Here is a 16,359-nt window from a genome sequence, read left to right on the forward strand (position 1 = left end):
AACCACATCCCACAGAATAAGTTGTAGTGGGGTCGGGTCTTCGTGTTATGTCCCATCGCTTGATATAACAACTTCTCCGCGCCCTTATTGGCAAATGAAGTCAATCGATTAGTTTGATTGCTTTGCAGGCCTATTATCATGAAAGGTTTAATTGCAGTTGCCCTGGTTGCTGTTTCTTCGTTCGCCCTGGCGGATGAAATCAATACCGCCGCGGCGCAACCGGTTGTCGAGCAGTACGACTACAGCACCAACCTGGATATCGCCAAGGTCATCAGCCTGTCGACCATTCCCAATGTCTGTGAAGTGGTACCGGCAACCATGACCTACGAAGACCACCAGGGTCAGCGCCACATCATCGAATATCGCGCCATGGGCGACGGCTGTAGCAACGGCTGATACCGTTCGGCGCCTCTGGGTTGCGCATTGCAGGGCTTGAGCTAGGGTCAAACGGGTCCAGGGTGGACAAGTTTTCTTATCTCACATGGAGTGATTGCAATGAACAGCCCTGAGAAAAATCTGCGGCACGGCCGCGTCATTTCGCCCGAAAGCCGCGGTTCCAAGACCGTCGAACTGGGATTGCTTGGCAACTGGCAAGTCAATGAAATGGAAGGCGGCAAGAACTTCCCGAGCCTGGTGGCAGGACCGGTGCCTGAACCTTTTCAGACGGATGACCCAAGCGTTGAGCCCCCCGCCGATGGATATATTCTAAGTGGCGGTAAACAGGACGCTCGTGACGTCGTCAATTACACCAACGCGGAAATGTCCGCGAAACTGGGCAAACCGTTTACCTGGCCGTTGTTGAATGTCACGCCGGGCCAGACTTTTCATGTGAAGTGGGAGTACACGGCTCCGCACACCACCCGTGGTTATCGCTGGTTTATTACCAAAGACGGATGGGATGCCAACAAACGTATCAGTCGCGCTCAGCTCGAAACGGCACCCTTTGCCGAAGATCTCTATCCGGACACGCCTTACTACGAGCATAAGGAGCAGCTCAAGGCAAAGGTTGAGCATGACGTCAAGCTACCGGCCAACAAAAAAGGCCATCACGTAATCGTGCTGCTGTGGCTGGTCGCTGACACCGGCAACGCCTTTTACCAGGCTTTCGACGTCAACTTCCAGTAACCCGCCTCACTGGCTCTCGCGCGCCAGCAGCTCACGCTTGCGCTCCACGCCCCAGCGGTAACCCGAGAGGTTGCCGTCGCTGCGCACCACCCGGTGACACGGGATGGCCACAGCCAGGGCATTGGCCGCGCAAGCCTGGGCCACCGCGCGCACCGCCCTGGGAGAGCCGATGCGCTGAGCGATCTCGGCATAACTGGCTGTACTGCCAGCCGGGATCGCCCGCAGCGCCTGCCAGACTCGCTCCTGGAACGCCGTGCCGCGCAGGTCCAGCGGCAGGTCCAGGCCGATGCCCGGCGCTTCGATAAAGCCCACGACCCTGGCCACCAGGGTTTCGAACCCGGCGTCGCCGCCGATCAGGTTGGCCTTGGGGAATTTGTCCTGCAGGTCATTGAGCAGCGCCTGCGGATCGTCACCGAGCAGTATTGCGCAAATCCCCCGTTCACTCTGCGCCACCAGAATTGCCCCCAAGGAGCACTGGCCGATGGCAAAGCGGATGTCGGTGTTGGCACCGCCGTCGCGATAGGCCCCCGGGGTCATGCCCAGGCGCGCGTTGCTCGATTCGTAGAAGCGGCTGTTGGAATTGAACCCGGCCTCGTACAGGGCATCGGTGACCGTTGCCGATTGCTGCAACTGCGTGCGTACCTTGTGCGCGCGGTGGGCCGAGGCATAGGCCTTGGGCGTCAGCCCGGTCACGGCCTTGAACACCCGGTGAAAGTGGAACGGGCTCAGGTTCAATTGCTCGGCCAGCTGGTTCAGGCTCGGCGCCGGGTCGGCACTTTCGATCAAAGCGCAGGCGCGGGTGACCTGGGCCCGGTGCTGTTCGGCAACGTGGGTCTGGTCGGCGCCGCGGCGCTTGCTTGGCCGGTACCCGGCGGCTTCGGCCTGTTCGGCGCTGTCGAAAAATTCGACGTTGTCGATGCGCGGCAGGCGCGAGCTACTGCTCGCCCGGCAGTACACGCCGGTGGTGCGCACGGCATAGACGAAGGCCTGGTCAGCGGCCGGGTCGCGGGCCAGGATGGCCTGCCAGCGTGGGTCGGATTCGCTGATCCGTGGTTTGCCTGTACTCATGACGGGGTCCTCCTGGCGTTGATCGATGGGTTCAGGCTACGGCTTTGGCGCTGCGGAAAAACTCCGGGTCTTGCGTTCAAACTCGAGTGGCCGGCACTCGCCACAGGTACCAGGCGGCCACGGTCCGGTAGGGGCTCCAGTGCTTGCCCAGGTCGATCATCTGCCGGCGTGTCGGTTGCCCTTGCAGGCCCTGCAAGCGGCGGTAGCCCTCGCGCACGCCGAAGTCGTCGGCCGGCAGGATGTCCATGCGCTCCAGGGTGTAGATCAGCAACATCTCGACGGTCCAGCGGCCCACGCCACGCAGGCTCACCAGGCGTTCGATCAGTGCCTCGTCTTCAAGCATCAGAGCCTGCTGATAGTCCGGCACCAGGCCGTCGAGGCGCGCCCGTGCGATGCCCTGGATGGTTGCCAGTTTGCTCGCTGAAAAGCCGCAGGCGCGCAATTGCTCCGGGGTGGTCGCCAGCACCTGCTCGGGGCTGGGAAAGGCGCTGCCCGGGTAGAGCGCCAGAAAGCGCGCGAGGATCGCATCGCCGGCCTTGGCATGCAGTTGCTGATAGGCGATAGCCCGCACCAGTGCCTGATACGGGTCACGGGTGGGTTTGGGCTGGTGCAGGCACGGGCCAATCGCCTCGATGTGCGCAGCCCACTGTGGGTCGAGTGCGGCGAGGCAGGTTTGTGCCTCGGTATAGAACGCGTGCGTGCTCATCAGGCCTCCAGTGCCTTGGCCACTTGTTCCAGCGCCTGCTTGAGTTCGGCGCGGCTGCCAGCGGCCGACAGGCTGATACGGATTGCCGCCAGCTCATGCTGTTTTACCGCGAACACCTCGCCTGGCACCACCGCCACGCCATGGGTCCGGCAGGCCTCGGCCAAGCGCGCGGCGCTGAGCCCGGCCTTGACCCAGATGTGCGGCGACGGCTGGCGGGTGTTAAGCAGGTGGCCACCGAGCACCTTGCACGCCAGGCGCCAGCGCTGGGTGATTTCCTCGCGCTGCCAGGCCAGGCGCCTTTGTGCGGTGCCATCGGCGATCCAGCGGCAGGCGATCTGCAGGTTCAGCGGCGACACCTGCCAGTGAGTGGCCTGAGCATGCGGGTCGATCTGCTCCAACACTTGCGGCTCAGCCACAATCCAGCCCAGGCGCAGGCCGGCGCCCACAGTTTTCGACAGGCTGCTGATCAACAGGCCGCGCTCACCGAGCATTCGCCATAGCGGTGGTTGGTCGGTGAGTGCGCCGTAGACATCATCTTCGATCACCAGCAGGTCATGGCGCGCGACCACCTCGGCAATCGCCTGCTGGCGGGCGCTGCTCATGCACGCACCCGTTGGGTTGTGCAGGCTCGGGGTCAGGACCATGACCCGTGCGCCGGTGGCCCTGGCGACCCGGTCGAGGTCGTCGGCAACAATGCCCTGATCGTCCAGGGCGATGCCATGCAACGGCAGGCGCAATTGCCGGCAGGCGGCCTTGATGCCGGGGGCGGTAAGGGCCTCGACCAGCACTGTTTCACCCGGCTGGCACAGCGACAGCAACACCGTGAACAAACCCTGCTGGGCGCCGCCGCACAGCAGCAATTGCCGCTCGTTCAGTTGCAAACCGCGGTTGGCCAGCCAGGCGGCGCCGTGCACGCGAGCGCGCAGCAACTCTTCGGCGCTCAGGTAGTGATCCAGGCAAGCTGCCAGCCCCTGCTCAAGCAGCGCCTGCAAAGTGTTTTCGCTGTCGCGGTTGGCCGGCTCGATCACCGGCACGTTGGTCGACAGGTCGATCAGGCTCGATTGCACGTCGCGCTGCTTGAGGCGAAACAGCGTGGCCTCCTTGCTGCCGGCCAGCACATAGGTGCCACGGCCGACTTCACCCGAAACCAAATGGCGTGCCGCCGCCTCACGGTAGGCCTGCTGGGTGGTGCTCGGGTTGAGCCCCAGGTTCCAGGCCAGGCGCCGTTGTGGCGGCAGGCGTTCGCCGACTTTCAGCTCGCCGCGTTCGATGGCAATGGCTATAGCATCGACCAGGGCCAGGTAGCGCGGCTGGGCATCGTCGCAGAGGGTAGGGGTCCACATTTATTGTTGGCCATGCAATATAGGAATTTACCCATACAATGCGCGGCGACTAGGATCAGGTCAAATCCGATCCTGCCGAGGTGTTCCATGTTCGACCTGCCAGCCCTGCGCGAAGCTGCCCGCCTGGTTCATGCCAGCGTACCCGCCACCCCTCAGTACGCCTGGCCGCGCCTGGCCGAGCGGCTGGGCTGCGAAGTCTGGGTCAAGCATGAAAACCATGCCCCGACCGGCGCCTTCAAGGTGCGCGGCGGGTTGATGTATGTGCAGTGGCTGCGGGCACAAAAGCCGGCGGTGCGCGGCCTGGTCACCGCCACCCGTGGCAACCACGGCCAGAGCATGGCCCTGGCTGCGGGCAATGCCGGGCTGCCGATCATCATCGTTGTGCCCGAGGGCAACTCGCTGGAAAAGAACGCGGCGATGCGCGCTTTGGGCGCCCAACTGATCGAGCACGGCGCCGACTTTGACCAGGCCCGCGAAGAGGCCGCACGCCTGGCCCAGTTGCATGGTTACGAGAGCGTGCCACCGTTTCACCCCGAGTTGATCCGTGGCGTCGCCACCTACGCGCTGGAGCTGCTGGAAGCCGTACGCGAGCTGGATTGCATCTACGTGCCGATCGGCATGGGCTCGGGCATCTGCGGGTTGATCCAGGCGCGCAACCTGCTGGGCCTGCGCACCGAGATCGTCGGCGTGGTGTCCAGCGCCGCCGACGCCTTTGCCCAGAGCCTGGAGCAGGGCCGCATCGTCACCACCGCCACGGCCAACACCTTCGCCGATGGCATGGCCTGCCGCATGCCGTTGCCCGAAGCCTTTGAAATCATCCGCCAGCATGCCGCACGCATCGTGCGCGTCAGCGACGAAGAAGTGGCCCGGGCCATGCGCATCTACCACGAAGACACCCACAACACCGCCGAAGGCGCAGGCGCCGCCGGGCTTGCCGCACTGATCCAGGAGCGCGAGCGCCAGCAGGGGCGCAAGGTGGCGGTGATCCTCAGCGGGGCGAACATTGACCGGCAGCGGTATGCGCAGGTGCTGGCGGGCGATTGAAAAATCCTGAATTGAAGCATTGGAAAAAGTGCTATCTTATTTTGATAGCATTTTCCGATGAACAATCGATATCGAAAGATCCTCGACAGCGTCTTCGCACCCCGACCAGCGCCAGCCTGGTGTTTACCGACATCGAGGCGCTGGTGCTGTACCTGGGCGGGCAAGTGCAGGAACGTGAGGGTTCCAGGGTCAAGTTGATCCTGGGTGGTCAGCTCTGGCGCTGTCACCGGCCGCACCCGGGCAAAGAGGCCAAGCGATATCAGGTGGAAGAAGCCCGCGAGTTTCTTCTACGGGCAGGAGTTCAACCATGAACACTATGAACTACAAGGGCTACACCGCCCGAGTCGAATACGACCCACGGGACGATATTTTCGTCGGACGTGTCCTGGGGGTGCGTGACATCATCAGCTTTCACGCCAGCGCCGTCAGGCAGTTGCACGAGGCGTTTCACCTGGCCCTGGATGACTACCTGGCCGATTGCGCCGAGCGTGGGGTCAAGCCGGAAAAACCCGCTTCCGGCAAGGTCATGCTGCGTATCAGGCCAGAAGTCCATGCTGCGGCGACCATCGCCGCTCAATCGGCAGGCAAGAGCCTCAACCAATGGGCCGATGAAGTTTTTGAACGCGCAGCACAGGCCTGAACAAAGGCAATTTCTTCCAATACAGCCCAGCAGAAAACCGTTTTAATAGCGCCTGCCATCAACCGCGGTTACGGAACGTCGATGCCTTTTTCAAACGGATTTCTGCTGAGTTTGTCGCTGTGCCTGGATATCGGCATTGCCAATATCGCCATGATCACCCTGGCCATGCAGCGGGGTTTTTTGCAGGGTTTCTGGCTGGGGCTGGGTACCTGTGTCGGTGACCTGTTGTATGCCATTGCGGCGCTGGCCGGGATGACCGTGCTGCTGCAATTTGAAACGGTGCGCTGGGTGCTGTGGCTGGGCGGCTCGGTGTTGCTGGTATGGTTTGCCATCAAGATGCTGCTGGCGGCGCTGCGCGGCAACACCCATCTGCAGACCCCCGGCGCAGTGGTGATCGAATCGGGCTGGCGCGAGTTCCTGCGCGGGATCTTCCTGGCCATGTCCTCGCCCAGCGCCATCCTCTGGTTTGCCGCGGTCGGCGGGGTGCTGATTTCCCGTTCAGGGGGCGGCAGCCTGCTTGAGGCCGGGCTGTTTCTTAGCGGTTTTTTTGCCGCCGGGCTGATCTGGTGCCTGTCGTTGTGCGGTATTGCCAGTCATGGCGGACGCCTGCTGGGTGACCGCCTGCTGACCTGGTCGTACCTGCTGTCGGCGGGCATCTTCTGTTACTTTGCTGGCTACGTGATCCTTTCCGGTTACCGCGAGTTCATCCTTGCCGTGCCTGCGGCTACCCCGGGTCTATAATGATTCGGGACACCGGTGCGCAGGTGCCGTCAGGCAGGAGGATCTTCGATGAAAGGTCTGGATGCAAAAAAGATGACGAAGAAAAAGCCACTGAAAACCGCCAAGGAAAAACACGCCGCCAAACGCGCCAAGCGCTCCGGCGACAGTTTTCTTGCGCAGTAACGCCAAGAGCTCCGCAAGGGGCTCTTTTTTTGGACCCGAAATTGAGGTTGCTGGGTTATCCATTTCCCTAGCCTGTCGATTTCAACCACTGCCATTCGACCATCTGTGAACGCGCCGAGTCATCCGGCGCCCTATCGCACAGAGGACACGACCATGAACAGTGCCGCCGAGAACGAAATCCGCCAACTCATCGAGCAGTGGCTTCCCGCCGTACGCGCGCGCGATGTCGAGGCCATTACCGCGCCTTACGCCGAGAACATTCGCGCCTTCGATGCCATCCAGCAATTGCAGTTCCAGGGCAAGGCCGCCTATCGCGCCCACTGGCAGGCCTGCATGGATCACTGCCCCGGCGAGATGATCTTCGAAATCGAGCAACTGCAGATCCACGCCACGCCGGAACTGGCCCTGGCCCATTGGCTCAACCGCTGTGGTCCGGCCAGCAGCGAAGGCGGTGAGGATCAAGGCTGCTATATGCGCGCGACCGTTGGCTACCAGCGCATCGACGGGCAGTGGAAGGTGATTCATGAGCATTGGTCGGCACCGTTCGACATGGAATCCGGTGCCGCGCTGTTCTCGCTCAAGCCTTGAGCTGAAAACCCCGAAAGTTATGCCGAATCGCGCTTTTCAAGGCGGAGCGAACTGCCGCCATAGTATCCCCAGCGGTGGAGACGACGATGAAATACCTGTGCCTGGTCTACTGTGATGAAAGTCTGCTGCACAGCCTGCCTGAAAGCCCGGCCGACGCCGAGTGCATGGCCTATGCCGAGTCGGTCCAGGGCAGCGGCCGGATGCTCGCCGCCGAGGCGCTCAAGCCGGTGCAGACCGCGACCACCGTGCGTGTACGCGGCGGGCAGATGAGCCTGACCGACGGCCCGTTCGCCGAAACCAAGGAGCAACTGGCCGGCTTCTATCTGGTCGATGCCCGCGACCTCAATGAGGCGTTGAACATTGCCAAGGGCATTCCCGCAGCGCGAGTCGGCAGTGTCGAGGTGCGGCCGGTGCGCGACTTGCAACCCTGAACCCGAGGAGCACAACACGATGAGCCTTTTACACCCCGAGCCGCCCAAGGCGCAGCATGAGTTGTCGTTGACGCGCCTGATCGATGCGCCGCGGCGCAAGGTGTTTCGCGCCTGGACCGAGCCACAACTACTGGCCCAGTGGTGGGGGCCCAACGGCATGACCACGCCGGAATGCGAAATGCAGCTGTGGGTGGGCGGCTTGTTTCGTACGGTGATGCGTGCCCCGGACGGCAGCGAATACCCGAACCAGGGCGTGTTTCTGGAGATCGTGCCGCCGGCGCGGATCGTCTTCACCGATGCCTTCGGTCCGGGTTGGGTGCCGTCGAACAAGGCGTTCATGACCGCCGTGGTGACCTTTGACGACGTCCACGGCAAGACCCAGTACACCGCCCGCGCCTGGCACTGGAGTGCCGCTGATTGCCAGGCCCATGAAGAGATGGGCTTTCACCGGGGCTGGGGTGAGAGCCTGGATCGCCTGGTGGCGCTGGTGACCACGCAGATGCCCGACTGATGGCAGCGCTGGCACAGGTACGGGCGCAACTGGAGGCCGTCTACCGTCAGGAGTCGCGGCGCATCCTGGCGACGCTGATTCGCTTGTTGGGCGACTTCGATCTGGCCGAAGAGGCCATGCACGAGGCGTTTTTCATTGCCGTGGAGCGCTGGCAACGCGACGGCATTCCGGCAAGCCCGCGGGCCTGGCTGGTGTCTACCGGGCGCTTCAAGGCCATCGACAGCCTGCGCCGGCGTGCGCGCTTCGACCGTTCCCAGGTGCAGTTGATGCAGGCGCTGGAGGCGCAAGAGGAGGTTCAGGTGAATGACGAAGAACTGGAGGACGACCGCCTGCGCCTGATCTTCACCTGTTGTCACCCGGCGCTGGCCGCCGATGCCCAGGTGCCGCTGACCTTGCGTGAAGTCTGTGACCTGACCACCGAAGAAATCGCCCGCGCCTTTTTGCAGAGCCCGGCGACCATCGCCCAGCGCATCGTGCGGGCCAAGGCCAAGATCCGCGATGCGCGCATACCGTACCAGGTGCCGTCGCTGGCCGAGCTGCCGGAGCGCCTTGATAGCGTATTGCGGGTGATCTACCTGGTGTTCAACGAGGGCTACTCGGCGTCGTCGGGTGAGAGCCTGATGCGCCACGACCTGAGCGATGAAGCGATCCGCCTGGGGCGTTTGCTCCAGCAGCTGCTGCCTGACCCGGAGGTGCTCGGGCTGTTGGCCTTGATGCTTTTGCAGGCCTCGCGGCAACAGGCGCGCAGCGACGCCGAGGGGGAGTTGGTACTGCTTGATGAGCAAGACCGCAGCCTGTGGAACCGTGCATTTATAGCTGAAGGTTGCCAGTTGGTGCAGCAAGCTCTGCGCAGTCAGCAGTTTGGTGTGTATAGCCTGCAGGCAGCGATAGCGGCCGTGCACGCTGAAGCTGCCAGTGCCGAGGCAACGGACTGGGATGAAATCGTCGGTTTGTACAATGTGCTGCTGCAGCGCTGGCCGTCACCGGTGATCGAGCTCAACCGCGCAGCGGCTCTGGCCCGGCGCGATGGCGCCGAGGCGGGGCTGGCGGCAGTGGAGGCAATTCTGGCCCGTGGCCAGTTGCAGGATTATCACCTGGCCCATTCGGCCCGCGCCGAACTGTGCCGCCAGTTGGGCCGCCTGGATCACGCCCGCGAGGCCTATCGCAGTGCCCTCGAGCTGACCCGTCAGGGCCCCGAGCGGCGCTTTATCGAGCGCCGCCTGGCCGAGTTGTAGGCATCAGCCGATGGTGATAGGCGGCGGGCTGACCAGCTCGACGGTCTGCTGTTTGCGCGGGGCGAGGATCTCGGCCTCGCCATCGACCACCAGTTCGTCGTTCTGGTTGAACACACGGGTGGCGATGCGCACCTTGAACTTCGGCAGTTTCTCGAGGATTTCCAGGCGCACGGTCAGGGTGTCGCCGAACTTGACCGGCTTCTGGAAGCTCATGGTCTGGCCCAGGTAAATGGTGCCCGGGCCAGGCAGCTCGCAGGCCACTGCGGCGCTGATCAGCGCACCGCTGAACATGCCGTGGGCGATGCGCTCCTTGAACATGCTCTTGGCGGCGAACTCGGCATCCAGGTGCACCGGGTTGTGGTCACCGGACATCGCCGCGAACAGCTGGATGTCACGTTCTTCGACGGTTTTGCTGAAGCTGGCGGTCTGGCCGACTTCAAGGGCTTCGTACGGGGTGTTGGTGACCTGGGTCATGCTTGGCTTTCCTTCTGACGTGCGGGTCGGCCGATCATTCGCTGCGGGCGGGGCGGCCAATGGCCAGGGCCTGCTCCAGCCAGTCGATGATGGCGGCCGTGACCTCGTCACGGTTGGTTTCGTTGAGCAGCTCATGCCGCGCCTGGGGGTAGAGCTGCAACTGCACATGCTGATTGCCGGCCAGGCGCAAGGCACCGGCCAGATCCTTGAGACGCTTGCCGGCACTGACCGGATCACATTCGCCGCCCATCACCAGGATCGGCAGGTTCGGATCGATCTGCGTCAGGTTGCGTGGCTGGCTGATTTGCTCAAGGCCCATCAGCAAGTCGATCCACAAACGGTTGCTGCAGCGAAAACCGCACAACGGGTCGGCAGCATACTTGTCGACTTCGTCGTTGTCGCGGCTGAGCCAGTCGAACGCCGTGCGGTTGGGCTTGAAGGCCTTGTTGAACGAGCCGAACGACAGCCACTCGATCAGCGCGCTATGGCCCAGCGGGCCCTGGCGCCAGGCTTCGAAGCGGGCGATCAGGCAGGCGGTGCGGTATAGCGCGGGCGGTTGGAAGTTCGAGCCGCTGAGAATCGCGCCCTGCAGGCTGGCGCCGTGGTGCATCAGGTAGGCCTGGGCAATGTAGCTGCCCATGCTGTGGCCAAACAGGAACACCGGGGTGCCCGGAAACTGCTGGCCGATGTGCTGGCTGAGCAGGGCCAGGTCGTTGACCACGCTGTTCCAGCCATTGTGTCGGGCGAACAGGCCTAAAGTGCCAAGTTCGGCGGTGCGTCCATGGCCGCGCTGGTCGTGGGCGAGCAGGGCATAGCCGGCATTGCTCAGGGCCTCGCCCAGGCGTTGGTAGCGCCCGGCGTGCTCGGCCATGCCGTGGGCCAGCAGCACCACCGCCTTGATCGGCGAGGCCGGCAGCCATTGATAAACGTAGAGGCTGCAGTGATCGCTGGCCGGGAGCCAGAACGCGTCGTGGTGCATGGCGGGTCCTTGTGCGCGCAACTCGGTAAGTCAGCACAGTGTATAACCCAGGGACAGGATCGCAGGGTCATCAGCAATAAGATTCACAATGTTAATGACAGCGCTTGGCGTATTTGCCACCTGCGACATACCTGCTAACGTCGGCAGAGCACCTTCTTCGCCAAGCAGGCAAGGGGGCCGGATCGGCTCAGGTATGAGGACAATAATAGATGCAAGCTGATTTCTGGAATGACAAGCGCCCGGCAGGGGTTCCTTCGCAAATTGACATAAATGCTTACAAGTCAGTGGTCGAAGTATTCGAACGCTCCTGCAAGAAGTTTGCTGACCGCCCGGCGTTCAGCAACCTCGGGGTCACCCTGAGCTACGCCGAACTCGAACGCTATTCTGCGGCCTTTGCCGCTTACCTGCAGCAGCACACCGACCTGGTGCCGGGCGACCGCATCGCGGTACAGATGCCCAACGTGCTGCAGTACCCCATCGCGGTGTTCGGCGCCTTGCGCGCCGGCCTGATCGTGGTCAACACCAACCCGCTGTACACCGCCCGCGAAATGCGCCACCAGTTCAAGGACTCCGGCGCCCGGGCGCTGGTGTACCTGAACATGTTCGGCAAGCTGGTGCAGGAGGTGCTGCCCGACACCGGCATCGAGTTCCTCATCGAGGCGAAGATGGGCGACATGCTGCCGACGGCCAAGGGCTGGCTGGTCAACACCATCGTCAGCAAGGTCAAGAAGATGGTCCCGGACTACCGCCTGCCCCAGGCGGTGCCATTCAAGAGCGCCCTGGCCCAGGGCCGCGGCCTGGCGCTCAAGCCGGTTGCGCTGGGCCTCGATGACATCGCCGTGCTGCAATACACCGGCGGCACCACGGGCCTGGCCAAGGGCGCGATGCTGACCCACGGCAACCTGGTGGCGAACATGCTCCAGGTGCTGGCGTGTTTCTCCCAGCACGGTGCCGATGGCCAGCGCCTGATCAAGGACGGGCAGGAGGTGATGATCGCGCCGCTGCCGCTCTACCATATCTATGCCTTTACCGCGAACTGCATGTGCATGATGGTTACCGGCAACCACAACGTGCTGATCACCAACCCGCGCGACATCGCCGGCTTTGTCAAAGAGCTGAAGAAGTGGAAGTTCTCCGGGCTGCTCGGGCTCAACACCCTGTTCGTCGCGCTGATGAACCACCCAGAGTTCAAGAACCTCGACTTCTCGGCGCTGAAGGTCACCAACTCCGGCGGTACCGCATTGGTCAGCGCCACCGCCGAGCGCTGGGAGAGCATCACCGGTTGCCGCATTGTCGAAGGCTACGGCCTGACCGAGACCTCGCCGGTAGCCAGCACCAACCCTTACGGCCAGCTGGCACGCCTGGGCACCGTGGGCATTCCGGTGCCGGGCACGGCGTTCAAGGTGATTGACGATGCGGGTGTCGAGCAGCCCTTCGGCGAGCGCGGCGAGTTGTGCATCAAGGGCCCGCAAGTGATGAAGGGTTACTGGCAGCACCCCGAGGCGACGGCCGAGGCGCTGGACAGCGAAGGCTGGTTCAAGACCGGCGACATTGCCGTGATCGATCCGGACGGCTTTACCCGCATCGTCGACCGCAAGAAGGACATGATCATCGTCTCGGGCTTCAACGTGTACCCCAACGAGATCGAGGAAGTGGTGATGAGCCATCCGCAAGTGGCCAGTTGCGCGGTGATCGGCATCCCCGACGAGCGTTCGGGCGAGGCGGTGAAGCTGTTCGTGGTGCCGCGCGAGGGCGGGGTAAGCCTTGAAGAGCTGAAGGCTTACTGCAAGGCCAACTTCACCGGCTACAAGGTGCCCAAGCATATTGTCTTGCGCGAGTCGCTGCCGATGACGGCAGTGGGCAAGATTCTGCGCAGGGAGCTTCGGGATATAGCCTGAGGGAACTGGAAGCTACAAGCTACAAGCTACAAGCTGCAAGCTGCAAGCCCGGCCAGCTTGTAGCTTGTGGCTTGAAACTTGAATCTTTAGAATTTTTACTCTAAAAATGACTACGTGATTATCAAGAGTCATTTCCGTGACTGTCTGGGCTACTTTAGCTCTAGGCGGCCCTTGGCAAAGCTGCTACTCTCGGCCCGCTTCTGATTATCAGGTTTGCAATAAACCGTAATCTTATATCAATAATAATCGCATCGACTGCGGTGAAGAATTCGCTGTTGCTGGAGGAGTGGGCTTCCATGATCGAAAACTTTTGGAAGGATAAGTACCCAGCCGGGATTGCCTCGCAAATCAATCCTGATGAGTATCCGAATATTCAGGCGGTATTGAAGCAGTCTTGCCAGCGCTTTGCCGATAAACCGGCCTTTAGCAACCTGGGCAAAACCATTACATACGGCGAGTTGTATGAGTTGTCGGGGGCGTTTGCCGCTTACCTGCAACAGCATACCGACCTGCAGCCGGGTGATCGTATTGCCGTGCAGCTGCCCAACGTTCTGCAATACCCCGTTGCCGTGTTCGGTGCCCTGCGTGCGGGCCTGATCGTGGTCAACACCAACCCGTTGTATACCGCGCGGGAATTGGAACACCAATTCAATGATTCCGGCGCCAAGGCGCTGGTCTGCCTGGCAAACATGGCGCACCTGGCCGAAAAGGTAGTGCCCAAGACCCAGGTCAAACACGTTATTGTCACCGAAGTGGCCGACCTCTTGCCACCGGTTAAACGCCTGTTGATCAACAGCGTGATCAAGTACGTGAAGAAAATGGTCCCGGCGTACAACCTGCCCAAGGCGGTCAAGTTCAACGACGCCTTGAGCAAGGGCCGTGGCCAGACCTTTCAGGAAGCCAATCCAGACCGCCATGACGTCGCCGTATTGCAGTACACCGGTGGCACTACCGGGGTGGCCAAGGGCGCGATGCTGACCCACCGCAACCTAGTGGCCAACATGCTGCAATGCCGGGCGCTGATGGGCTCGGACCTCAATGAAGGTTGCGAGATCCTGATCACGCCGTTGCCGCTGTATCACATCTATGCCTTCACCTTTCATTGCATGGCAATGATGCTGATCGGCAGCCACAACATCCTGATCAGCAACCCGCGCGACTTGCCGGCGATGGTCAAGGAACTGGGCAAGTGGAAGTTCAGCGGCTTTGTCGGCCTCAATACCTTGTTCGTGGCCCTGTGCAACAACGAGAATTTCCGCAAGCTGGATTTCTCTGGCCTGAAGATCACCCTGTCGGGCGGCATGGCCCTGCAGATGAGCGTCGCCGAGCGCTGGAAGGCAATCACCGGCTGCGCCATCTGCGAAGGTTACGGCATGACCGAGACCAGCCCGGTGGCGGCGGTCAACCCGGCCGAGCAGAACCAGATCGGCACCATCGGCATTCCGGTGCCCTCGACCCTGTGCAAGATCATCGACGACGCCGGTGTTGAACTGGCCCTGGGCGAAGTCGGCGAGCTGTGCGTGAAAGGGCCGCAGGTAATGAAGGGCTACTGGCAGCGCGAAGACGCCACCAACGAGATCCTCGACAGTGACGGCTGGCTGAAGACCGGTGACATCGCCCTGATCCAGACCGACGGCTACATGCGCATCGTCGATCGCAAGAAAGACATGATCCTGGTCTCCGGTTTCAACGTCTATCCGAATGAGCTTGAGGACGTGCTGGCGGCGTTGCCAGGCGTGCTGCAGTGCGCGGCCATCGGTGTGCCGGATGAAAAATCCGGTGAAGTGATCAAGATCTTCATCGTGGTCAAGCCGGGCATGACCGTGACCAAGGAGCAGGTGATGGAGCACATGCGTGCAAACGTCACCGGCTACAAGGTGCCGCGTTTCATCGAGTTCCGCGATGCGCTGCCGACCACCAACGTCGGCAAGATCCTGCGCCGTGAACTGCGTGATGAAGAACTGAAGAAGCTGGGCCTGAAGAAGATCGCCTGAGTCAAGGCGAGCGCTTCGCGCTCGATCGCTGGCAAGCCAGCTCCCACCATCGATCCTGTGGGAGCTGGCTTGCCAGCGATGCTTTCAGCGCAGTTTTTCAAGCATCTGGTAATACCACATCCCCGCCGCCAGCAACGGATTGCCCAGCACATCGCCCATTGGCACCTTGATGTGTTTGCAGCCGGCAAAGGTATCGAATTTCTCCAGCGTCCCGGTCAGTGCTTCGGCCATGATCTCGCCCATGATATGGCTGGTGGCGATGCCGTGCCCGGAATAGCCCTGGCAGTACCAGACGTTGTCCGAGAGCTTGCCCAGCTGCGGAATGCGGTTGACCACGATACCCATCGCGCAACTCCACTGGAACTCGATCGGCACGCCCTTGAGCGCCGGAAAGGTGCGCTCGATGCACGGCCGCAGTTCGCCGGCGATATCCCGTGAATCGCGCCCGGAATAGTTGGCGCCACCACCGAACAGCAGGCGACCATCGGCGGTCAGCCGGTAATAGTCGAGGACGAAGCGGCAGTCGTACACCGCAAGATCCTGCGGGTTGATCTGCGCGGCCAGCTCACCGAGCGGCGCGGTGGTGACGATACCGCCCATGGCCGGGAAGATCTTGCCCTTGAGCTGGCGTTTTTCCAGTTTGTGATAGACGTCGCCGGCCAACAGAATCTGCTTGGCCTCGACCCGGCCGTGGGCCGTCACCACCGCCGGCTGCTCGCCATGGATGATGTCCAGCACTTCGGAGTTCTCGAAGATCAGTGCGCCCAGGCTGTGTGCGGCGCGGGCTTCGCCCAGGCACAGGTTGAGCGGGTGCAGGTGCAGGTTGCGCCGGTTCTTCAAGGCGCCGAGGTACAGCGGGCTTTGCAGGTGTTCGCGCATGGCGTTCTGGCCCAGCAGCTCGACCTGGTCGCCCATGCCGCGGCGCTCGGCCTCGGCGGCGAAGGCGCGCAGTTCGCCCATGTGCGAGTCTTTCATCGCCGCGTGCAGGTGGCCGCGCTTGAGGTCGCAGTCGATGCCGTAGCGCTCGACCCTTTGCTCGATGATCTGGTGGCCGCGCCAGCGCAGGTGCCAGATAAAATCATCGACGTCATCGCCGAGCTTGTCGCGCATCTGTTTGCGCATCGCTTCATCGCCCGAGAGGCTGCCGGTGACCTGGCCGCCGTTGCGCCCGCTGGCGCCCCAGCCGATGCGGTTGGTTTCAACGATGGCGACTTTCAGGCCGCGCTCGGCCAGCTCCACGGCGCTGGCCACCCCGGTAAAGCCGCCGCCAATGATTGCCACGTCGACTTTCACCGTGCCCTTGAGGGTCGGGTACTGGGTGGTGTCGTTGAGGCTGGCGGTGTAGTACGAGGCGCTGCGTTGGGCAGGGCCGGCGTTTACGGCTGCATTCATAACAAAATCCTTGGTGCAAAAATAAAGG

Annotated in this window: 18 protein-coding genes; 12 read left to right on the forward strand and 6 right to left on the reverse strand. The window is 62.3% G+C overall.

Going from position 1 to position 16,359, the window contains the following annotated elements; all coding sequences use genetic code 11:
* Window positions 1-138: 138 nt before the first annotated feature.
* Window positions 139-396, forward strand: coding sequence for a DUF2790 domain-containing protein (locus LOY34_RS06905; protein ID WP_195885909.1), 258 nt, complete (start codon window positions 139-141; stop codon window positions 394-396).
* Window positions 397-495: 99 nt separating this feature from the next.
* Entirely contained in the window at window positions 496-1,125 is a 630-nt protein-coding gene (locus LOY34_RS06910; protein WP_195885910.1) for a lytic polysaccharide monooxygenase auxiliary activity family 9 protein, read from the forward strand.
* A 6-nt stretch (window positions 1,126-1,131) separates the two neighbouring features.
* Here LOY34_RS06910 and ada read toward each other — a convergent pair whose 3' ends face one another.
* The 3 genes from ada to LOY34_RS06925 form a co-directional block, all read right to left on the reverse strand.
* Window positions 1,132-2,193 (reverse strand): bifunctional DNA-binding transcriptional regulator/O6-methylguanine-DNA methyltransferase Ada, encoded by a 1,062-nt coding sequence (ada, locus tag LOY34_RS06915; protein ID WP_258664440.1) that lies wholly within the window; start codon window positions 2,191-2,193, stop codon window positions 1,132-1,134.
* Between the two features lie 76 nt (window positions 2,194-2,269).
* A complete protein-coding gene (locus LOY34_RS06920) occupies window positions 2,270-2,899 on the reverse strand; it encodes a DNA-3-methyladenine glycosylase (protein ID WP_093386074.1) in 630 nt (209 codons plus the stop codon).
* A complete protein-coding gene (locus LOY34_RS06925) occupies window positions 2,899-4,242 on the reverse strand; it encodes a PLP-dependent aminotransferase family protein (RefSeq protein WP_258664442.1) in 1,344 nt (447 codons plus the stop codon). The genes LOY34_RS06920 and LOY34_RS06925 overlap by 1 nt, the downstream gene beginning before the upstream one ends.
* Before the next feature lie 87 nt (window positions 4,243-4,329).
* Here LOY34_RS06925 and LOY34_RS06930 point away from each other — a divergent pair, with 87 nt between their 5' ends.
* From LOY34_RS06930 to LOY34_RS06965, 8 genes are all read left to right on the forward strand, one after another.
* Window positions 4,330-5,286: a threonine dehydratase gene (locus LOY34_RS06930; protein ID WP_195885913.1), complete on the forward strand. Its 957-nt coding sequence runs from the start codon at window positions 4,330-4,332 to the stop codon at window positions 5,284-5,286.
* On the forward strand, window positions 5,283-5,597 hold the full coding sequence (locus tag LOY34_RS06935; RefSeq protein ID WP_230090930.1) for a type II toxin-antitoxin system HicA family toxin: 315 nt from the start codon (window positions 5,283-5,285) through the stop codon (window positions 5,595-5,597). The genes LOY34_RS06930 and LOY34_RS06935 overlap by 4 nt, the downstream gene beginning before the upstream one ends.
* Entirely contained in the window at window positions 5,594-5,926 is a 333-nt protein-coding gene (locus tag LOY34_RS06940; protein WP_195885914.1) for a type II toxin-antitoxin system HicB family antitoxin, read from the forward strand. Before LOY34_RS06935 ends, LOY34_RS06940 begins: the two co-directional genes overlap by 4 nt.
* Window positions 5,927-6,007: 81 nt before the next feature.
* Window positions 6,008-6,667: a LysE family translocator gene (locus tag LOY34_RS06945; RefSeq protein WP_195885915.1), complete on the forward strand. Its 660-nt coding sequence runs from the start codon at window positions 6,008-6,010 to the stop codon at window positions 6,665-6,667.
* A gap of 315 nt (window positions 6,668-6,982) precedes the next feature.
* Window positions 6,983-7,417: a nuclear transport factor 2 family protein gene (locus LOY34_RS06950; RefSeq protein WP_045193423.1), complete on the forward strand. Its 435-nt coding sequence runs from the start codon at window positions 6,983-6,985 to the stop codon at window positions 7,415-7,417.
* A gap of 86 nt (window positions 7,418-7,503) precedes the next feature.
* Entirely contained in the window at window positions 7,504-7,848 is a 345-nt protein-coding gene (locus LOY34_RS06955) for a YciI family protein (protein WP_045193422.1), read from the forward strand.
* A 19-nt stretch (window positions 7,849-7,867) separates the two neighbouring features.
* Window positions 7,868-8,359 (forward strand): SRPBCC family protein, encoded by a 492-nt coding sequence (locus tag LOY34_RS06960; RefSeq protein ID WP_045193421.1) that lies wholly within the window; start codon window positions 7,868-7,870, stop codon window positions 8,357-8,359.
* Window positions 8,359-9,594, forward strand: coding sequence for an RNA polymerase sigma factor (locus tag LOY34_RS06965; protein ID WP_093386051.1), 1,236 nt, complete (start codon window positions 8,359-8,361; stop codon window positions 9,592-9,594). Before LOY34_RS06960 ends, LOY34_RS06965 begins: the two co-directional genes overlap by 1 nt.
* 3 nt (window positions 9,595-9,597) lie before the next feature.
* On the opposite strand, the gene LOY34_RS06970 is transcribed toward LOY34_RS06965, so the two are convergent.
* On the reverse strand, window positions 9,598-10,068 hold the full coding sequence (locus LOY34_RS06970; RefSeq protein ID WP_045187560.1) for a MaoC family dehydratase: 471 nt from the start codon (window positions 10,066-10,068) through the stop codon (window positions 9,598-9,600).
* Window positions 10,069-10,102: 34 nt separating this feature from the next.
* The gene (locus tag LOY34_RS06975) at window positions 10,103-11,047 is read right to left on the reverse strand and encodes an alpha/beta hydrolase (RefSeq protein ID WP_045193418.1); all 945 of its coding nucleotides are present in this window, start codon (window positions 11,045-11,047) and stop codon (window positions 10,103-10,105) included.
* A gap of 209 nt (window positions 11,048-11,256) precedes the next feature.
* Here LOY34_RS06975 and fadD2 point away from each other — a divergent pair, with 209 nt between their 5' ends.
* Both fadD2 and fadD1 read left to right on the forward strand, forming a co-directional pair.
* The gene (gene fadD2 / locus LOY34_RS06980; RefSeq protein ID WP_195883320.1) at window positions 11,257-12,945 is read left to right on the forward strand and encodes a long-chain-fatty-acid--CoA ligase FadD2; all 1,689 of its coding nucleotides are present in this window, start codon (window positions 11,257-11,259) and stop codon (window positions 12,943-12,945) included.
* 296 nt (window positions 12,946-13,241) lie between these two features.
* Entirely contained in the window at window positions 13,242-14,939 is a 1,698-nt protein-coding gene (gene fadD1, locus LOY34_RS06985; RefSeq protein WP_093386044.1) for a long-chain-fatty-acid--CoA ligase FadD1, read from the forward strand.
* A gap of 84 nt (window positions 14,940-15,023) precedes the next feature.
* Here fadD1 and LOY34_RS06990 read toward each other — a convergent pair whose 3' ends face one another.
* Window positions 15,024-16,331, reverse strand: a complete 1,308-nt coding sequence (locus tag LOY34_RS06990; protein WP_045193415.1) for an FAD-binding oxidoreductase — start codon at window positions 16,329-16,331, stop codon at window positions 15,024-15,026.
* Between the last annotated feature and the right edge of the window lie 28 nt (window positions 16,332-16,359).

This window comes from Pseudomonas sp. B21-009 (assembly GCF_024749345.1).
Lineage (GTDB): Bacteria > Pseudomonadota > Gammaproteobacteria > Pseudomonadales > Pseudomonadaceae > Aquipseudomonas.

Excerpts from the sequence above, each read along its gene's own strand:
- LOY34_RS06945 (WP_195885915.1), top strand. The coding sequence starts at position 6,008 with ATGCCTTTTTCAAACGGATTTCTGCTGAGTTTGTCGCTGTGCCTGGAT.
- fadD2 (WP_195883320.1), top strand. The coding sequence starts at position 11,257 with ATGCAAGCTGATTTCTGGAATGACAAGCGCCCGGCAGGGGTTCCTTCG.
- fadD1 (WP_093386044.1), top strand. The coding sequence starts at position 13,242 with ATGATCGAAAACTTTTGGAAGGATAAGTACCCAGCCGGGATTGCCTCG.
- LOY34_RS06975 (WP_045193418.1), bottom strand. The coding sequence starts at position 11,047 with ATGCACCACGACGCGTTCTGGCTCCCGGCCAGCGATCACTGCAGCCTC.
- LOY34_RS06950 (WP_045193423.1), top strand. The coding sequence starts at position 6,983 with ATGAACAGTGCCGCCGAGAACGAAATCCGCCAACTCATCGAGCAGTGG.
- LOY34_RS06910 (WP_195885910.1), top strand. The coding sequence starts at position 496 with ATGAACAGCCCTGAGAAAAATCTGCGGCACGGCCGCGTCATTTCGCCC.
- LOY34_RS06965 (WP_093386051.1), top strand. The coding sequence starts at position 8,359 with ATGGCAGCGCTGGCACAGGTACGGGCGCAACTGGAGGCCGTCTACCGT.
- LOY34_RS06940 (WP_195885914.1), top strand. The coding sequence starts at position 5,594 with ATGAACACTATGAACTACAAGGGCTACACCGCCCGAGTCGAATACGAC.
- ada (WP_258664440.1), bottom strand. The coding sequence starts at position 2,193 with ATGAGTACAGGCAAACCACGGATCAGCGAATCCGACCCACGCTGGCAG.
- LOY34_RS06930 (WP_195885913.1), top strand. The coding sequence starts at position 4,330 with ATGTTCGACCTGCCAGCCCTGCGCGAAGCTGCCCGCCTGGTTCATGCC.
- LOY34_RS06970 (WP_045187560.1), bottom strand. The coding sequence starts at position 10,068 with ATGACCCAGGTCACCAACACCCCGTACGAAGCCCTTGAAGTCGGCCAG.
- LOY34_RS06925 (WP_258664442.1), bottom strand. The coding sequence starts at position 4,242 with ATGTGGACCCCTACCCTCTGCGACGATGCCCAGCCGCGCTACCTGGCC.
- LOY34_RS06990 (WP_045193415.1), bottom strand. The coding sequence starts at position 16,331 with ATGAATGCAGCCGTAAACGCCGGCCCTGCCCAACGCAGCGCCTCGTAC.
- LOY34_RS06955 (WP_045193422.1), top strand. The coding sequence starts at position 7,504 with ATGAAATACCTGTGCCTGGTCTACTGTGATGAAAGTCTGCTGCACAGC.
- LOY34_RS06905 (WP_195885909.1), top strand. The coding sequence starts at position 139 with ATGAAAGGTTTAATTGCAGTTGCCCTGGTTGCTGTTTCTTCGTTCGCC.
- LOY34_RS06920 (WP_093386074.1), bottom strand. The coding sequence starts at position 2,899 with ATGAGCACGCACGCGTTCTATACCGAGGCACAAACCTGCCTCGCCGCA.
- LOY34_RS06960 (WP_045193421.1), top strand. The coding sequence starts at position 7,868 with ATGAGCCTTTTACACCCCGAGCCGCCCAAGGCGCAGCATGAGTTGTCG.